Below are 5084 nucleotides of genomic sequence, written 5' to 3'. Positions count from 1 at the left end.
ATAAACTGCGTGATAGTGTCGTCATTCTCGTCATAACCCATTCCATCAAACTGAGAATAAGACACGCCTACTTCATTAAAAACAGCCTTTAATGGCTCATAATCTTTTTCAGTTCCATTAGTGATAACTGCAATTTGATAAAGTGGCATATCTTTTAGGACCTTATTAGAAGCCCTCTTATGTTGCTCATTCACAAATTCATACACAATATAAGGGTAATCTATCCCTGTAGGAGCACTATCACGAGAAACTGGAATACCAGATTTCTTCATAAGGCTTCGCAACTGTTCAAAACTAATTTGCATACGATAGTGACACCTCCATCAATCGGTCTTCTTCTTTTACATAAATGCGTTCAATGTTATAAATACGGCCACCAACTTTTACGCGATAAGTCTTTTGATTGTTTTCAATGTCACGATCAATACGAACTTCAATTTTCTTTACAATTTCACTCGTATCTTTTGTTGTGAATTTATCAGTGGCCGTAACTCCAATGTTGTTATATCGAATTTTCCGTTCTAATGGATATCCCATCACAACACGGTCTGTTACTGGATCAATCGTCTCTCCTAATTTGAGTAAATCACCCATCCATTTAAGTTTATTCGTCTTCCTCTTCGGCATCATAAACCTCCTGGACAAAGAATGGTGTCAAAGCATCCAAAGCTTGTTCTAATTCTTTTTCAGCTACACGATATTCATAAAAAATACCTGCACACATAATGACCAGGTATTCCACTTCTCTTCCACATGCTTTTTTTACATATCGTTGACCTTGCTTAATATAAAAAGAGAGCATAGAATCATCCATACCCTCTTCCCAATGAATATGAGATTTTAATTTCTCAATTAAATCATCCATATTAAGCCCCAGTAGAAGCTTTTAAAACATACTTATAAACTGGAACTTCAAATGGAGAATGAATTAATTGAGCATCTAGTAAGTTCCAGATACGGAAGCCTACACGGTTTGTACGTGAGAATAACTCAACTAACTTTTGTACTTCTAGTGATCCAATAACATCTTGAATATAAAACTTAGAGAAATCACCGAAATAGAATACTGGTGTATCTGGTGAATCAGGGATATCAATTGCATCTTCTTCCTCAACAGGGAAGCCTAATAATGTATAACCAATGCCGCCCTCTGCTTGATTAAATGGACGAAGTAATGGGAAACCATCATCCGTTTTCATTGTTTCAATTTTTGTTAGTGCTGCTGTATTTAACACCCATCTTGCTTTTTTACGAATTTCTTTAACCGGTGTATTTTTCATTTTTACTAATGCATCATAGAGATTTTTTTCATCCGTTTTAAATTCAACGGCTTTCTTTGCCAATGCACCATCATTGATGTTATTAGCTTCATCGCCATTAACCATATATTGAGTTTCTTTACGAACATAAGCCTTTTTCAGCTCATCCATAACAATTTGTTCAATCGGTAAACCTGTACGTGCTAATAATTTTTTCGTCACTGTAGCCAGTGCATCAAATTCCGTTGGTGATAATTCAATTTCATCGAACTCGATATCCGTTTCTGGCATTTCATTATTTGTTCGCTCATTTTTATGACCTTGTGCTTCTGCCTTTTTAACTAAAACAGGATACTTAATATTTTCTTTTGTTTTTACTCCTGTTCCTAATCGACGTAAGAAGTTTTCTTCTTGAGCATACGTAATAATTTCTTTACTTAAGAAATCTGGAATCGTAACAGAACCATTACCAGTAACTAAACCTAATGCACGAGCTTCTGTTTCATCAATGTTACCTACAATGTAGTTTGCAAAAGCTGAACGAGTTTCCTTTTCTTTGTTTTTAGTAGATTTATGACCTTTAGTGGAAAGAGCTGCTGCGATAGATGCTGAAATAGCTGAACGTTGTTCTTCTGACAGTTCAGTTTTTCCATCGGGATTTTCTTTTGCTGCTGGATCTTCTTTTTCATCTGGATTTTCCTCTTTCTTTTTGTCTGGATCTTCTTCCTTTTCTTCCTCTTCTAGTTTCGCTAATTCATCAGAAATAGTTTGTACTTCTTTTGTTAATTGCTCTACTTCTGCTTTTACGGCTGCTAATTCTTCTGAACGAACTTCATTTTTTTCTACTTTCCCTTGTAATTCTGCTAATCGAGATTTCGTTCTTGTTAAAGATGCGTTTAAGATTTCTTTTAAATTCATGTTAATTTTCCTCCAAAACTTTTTTTATTTGTTTGATAAGGTTGCTTCTTTCTTCTGTATCATCTTCCACAACTGTTTTTACAGCTGCTTCTTCACTTCTCATTTCAATCATGGCTGTATTTTCGCCCCTGGTTTCAATGGAAGTTGCAACATAGGCTGGTGTCATATCCAAAATAGAAACTTCTAAAAGCTCTAGTTCTTCAATAGAGCGTTTTTGAACACCAGATTCACCTTCTTCCCATGAATCTTTTTCAGAAACAAAACCAAATGACCAACCACGTAATTCTTTATTCCTTGCCTTCTTAATCACTTGCTCATCTGTAACCGTAGCGATGGCTCTTAAACCAATATTGTCTTCATACAATTCCAGATTTCCGTTTTCAATAGAACCAAGATTTCTATTCTTATCGTGGTTAAAAAGTAAGTCCACATTCTTTGCTTTCTTTAACGCTTTTTCAAACGTCTTAGGGACAATTCTCTCTTTGAAATATCCCCTTGGAGAAGGTAACATTCGACTTTCTCTGTCCACAACATTCACATATCCATCAAGTATGACTTGATTCCCTCGGACCTCAATTTTCATTCTCTTCACCTCCTCCCAATGAACCATCTGCTGCCTCTTTCTTGCCGATTTCAGTTACATCATTTGAAATATAAATGGCCTGTGATTCCTTTGTATTTTGTTTAGGGAATCCAAGCATATCAGCGACATTATCAGGTGAAGTAATAGCTGTACGCACAAGGTTATAACCGATATTTGTCTTGTTGCTATAAGTAACAAAATCAAGAATATTAATCTTGAATTTAATTCGTTTCCCAGAATTTTGGCCATAAAAAAGAAGACTCAAATGGTCTTCAAAATTTTTCATTATTGGTCTAACTGCTTTATTGTGAATATACATCATTGCTTTCTCAATATCTTCTTTGATTAACTCTGTATATGTGTCCACATTTATGCCTAAAAACTTACCCAAATCCTTTTTATACACATTTAGATATGCTAGAGTCTTTTCGTCGTCTAACGGGCTTTTAAGCGTGTCAATTGAATACCCTTTTCCAAGAGGAATCATTTTTACAGACCTTGCTTCATCAATTGATTCTAGTTGATCTAAAATTGCATTGATTAACTTTGACTGCGCGCCATTCTGTGGATTGATATGAGCATCCAAGTTTAGCAAGAATGCTAACAGTCCACCCTTTTTATATTTATCAGTTAAAGTTTTCTCAGCTGACATAACGCCCTCGAGTGTATCTCTTCCTAAATCGAGAATACCTTTTCCTCTTAAATGATCTGCACCAATATTTTTTACATGCCGAATCATAAATGGAGGAATCTCATGACCACCAATATTGAAATGCTCTACCAAATTATCATCTAACTCTGTAAAAACATTGGAAGCTAAATGTATTTGAGCACCGTTTAATATCGGGAATGTCTCTCCCTCGAGTAAATAAGTATTCGTCATTAATTTAATGAATTCTGATTGTGTTAGATAGTTGTTGGGATTCCTTAAGATTTGAAGGGCAATATCATCCTTGATTTCATTCCCAAATTCATCTTCCACAACGATATCAGCTAATACCATTTGATTACTAATATCTTGTAACAATTCATAAACGTCACTAGATTGTAAAATGTTTGAATCTGTAACATACACACCGCCGTAACGAATACTTTTCCCTAAAACATCATCAAGATAGCCACGCTTTTCAGCCTTTTTAAATAAATAATTTGAAAACCTATCCCTTAAACCCAATTTCTCACCGCCTTTCAATACAAAATCCTTCTTATATAATATCCCTATATGATAAGATACTTTTAGAAGGAGGTGGATATAATGGATAATTTTTCATACCACAAAGAAAACATTAAGAATTTCGCTGTAACTACTATCATTAACTGTAGACGCATATATAATTTATTAAGTGATGAACTGGATCGCGAAAAAATTAATGAGCATGCGCTATATGGGTATCATTCAATGGCATACTCTACTTTCATCACAATGAAAGGTTACTACTTACAAAACGACGAATTATCAGCTGAAGAAATCGATACTTTCCTAGCAAAGTTCGAACAGTTCAGTCGAGAATTCATTAGTAGTAGAGGCACAAATCATAGCATGCAACATACATTCGGTTACTATAATGAATTAGTAAAATCATATAATATATTAGCTGGTTTACTAGAACTAAACCCAGTTGAAGTTCCCCAATGATAAAAAATAAGGAGTGTTAATATCACTCCTTATCTATAAATATCACCAATCAATTCATCCATACCTTCTTCAGATATGCTATCCATAACCATCATCGTTTCTTTGTGAGCAACTAAAAAAGCCACAAATCCATCAATCTTCTTTTTGGACTGTCGCTTACTTGGTGCTTTCATTCCGTTAATATTTGTTACCACTACAACATTAAGAGCGCAATAAACAAATAAAGGATTGTCTGTAATTAAACGCTTTTCATAAATTAGTATTTCTGAATCGTCAAGCATTGCATTCATAACGTTTGGATACTGATTTACTGCAATGCATTCTAAACCGAGGTTTTCAAGCTTCTCTATTAACTTTTGGGACATTGCTGGATCATAATTTATTTGTTGTACATCGTACAAATCCATACATTCAACGATATATTCCATAACTTGATCTTGGTCAATCATTTTCCCATCACAAAACGTAGCAAAACCACGTTCAACCATATCTGTATATGGAACGTTATCCTCTTTTTCTTTAAAATCAATATTTTCATTAGGAAGGAAATACATTTGTTTCACTTTTATAATCGACCTTCCTTCATCATCATGTGAAGGGAAGTTTAAACTCACGCATGTTAAGTCTGTTGTTTTAGATAAGTCTAATCCTAAATAACAAATTTCACCTGTAAGATCACCCAAATCTT

General features: G+C 34.4%; 8 protein-coding genes. 1 reads left to right on the top strand and 7 read right to left on the bottom strand.

The features are described from left to right. From RT27_RS22090 to RT27_RS22065, 6 genes are all read right to left on the bottom strand, one after another. Window positions 1–305 (bottom strand): hypothetical protein (locus RT27_RS22090; RefSeq protein ID WP_043937525.1); only part of this gene is annotated, 305 nt, incomplete at its 3' end. Next, window positions 295–627 carry a phage protein gene (locus RT27_RS22085; RefSeq protein ID WP_043937523.1) on the bottom strand — a complete coding sequence of 111 codons (333 nt, stop codon included), beginning with the start codon at window positions 625–627 and terminating at the stop codon, window positions 295–297. The genes RT27_RS22090 and RT27_RS22085, both read right to left, overlap by 11 nt. Next, window positions 605–865, bottom strand: coding sequence for a head-tail connector protein (locus RT27_RS22080; RefSeq protein WP_000342229.1), 261 nt, complete (start codon window positions 863–865; stop codon window positions 605–607). The genes RT27_RS22085 and RT27_RS22080 overlap by 23 nt, the downstream gene beginning before the upstream one ends. A gap of 1 nt (window position 866) precedes the next feature. Further along, entirely contained in the window at window positions 867–2177 is a 1311-nt protein-coding gene (locus tag RT27_RS22075) for a phage major capsid protein (protein WP_043937521.1), read from the bottom strand. 1 nt (window position 2178) lies between these two features. After that, window positions 2179–2760, bottom strand: coding sequence for an HK97 family phage prohead protease (locus RT27_RS22070; RefSeq protein WP_043937520.1), 582 nt, complete (start codon window positions 2758–2760; stop codon window positions 2179–2181). Further along, a complete protein-coding gene (locus tag RT27_RS22065; protein ID WP_043937528.1) occupies window positions 2750–3934 on the bottom strand; it encodes a phage portal protein in 1185 nt (394 codons plus the stop codon). Before RT27_RS22065 ends, RT27_RS22070 begins: the two co-directional genes overlap by 11 nt. Before the next feature lie 81 nt (window positions 3935–4015). Between RT27_RS22065 and RT27_RS22060 the strand changes: the two genes are divergently transcribed. Further along, window positions 4016–4396, top strand: coding sequence for a hypothetical protein (locus tag RT27_RS22060; RefSeq protein ID WP_231577717.1), 381 nt, complete (start codon window positions 4016–4018; stop codon window positions 4394–4396). A gap of 29 nt (window positions 4397–4425) precedes the next feature. Here RT27_RS22060 and RT27_RS22055 read toward each other — a convergent pair. Next, on the bottom strand, window positions 4426–5084 hold a 659-nt coding region (locus RT27_RS22055; protein WP_043937518.1), incomplete at its 5' end, for a terminase TerL endonuclease subunit.

Source organism: Bacillus sp. L_1B0_5 (assembly GCF_000836715.1).
In the GTDB taxonomy this organism is placed as follows: domain Bacteria; phylum Bacillota; class Bacilli; order Bacillales; family Bacillaceae_G; genus Bacillus_A; species Bacillus_A thuringiensis_S.
Note: the sequence above shows the minus strand (reverse complement) of the source record. Positions and strands in the feature narration are given on the sequence as shown.

Coding starts and splice junctions, on each gene's coding strand:
- RT27_RS22085 (WP_043937523.1), bottom strand. CDS start 627: ATGCCGAAGAGGAAGACGAATAAACTTAAATGGATGGGTGATTTACTC.
- RT27_RS22080 (WP_000342229.1), bottom strand. CDS start 865: ATGGATGATTTAATTGAGAAATTAAAATCTCATATTCATTGGGAAGAG.
- RT27_RS22075 (WP_043937521.1), bottom strand. CDS start 2,177: ATGAATTTAAAAGAAATCTTAAACGCATCTTTAACAAGAACGAAATCT.
- RT27_RS22070 (WP_043937520.1), bottom strand. CDS start 2,760: ATGAAAATTGAGGTCCGAGGGAATCAAGTCATACTTGATGGATATGTG.
- RT27_RS22060 (WP_231577717.1), top strand. CDS start 4,016: ATGGATAATTTTTCATACCACAAAGAAAACATTAAGAATTTCGCTGTA.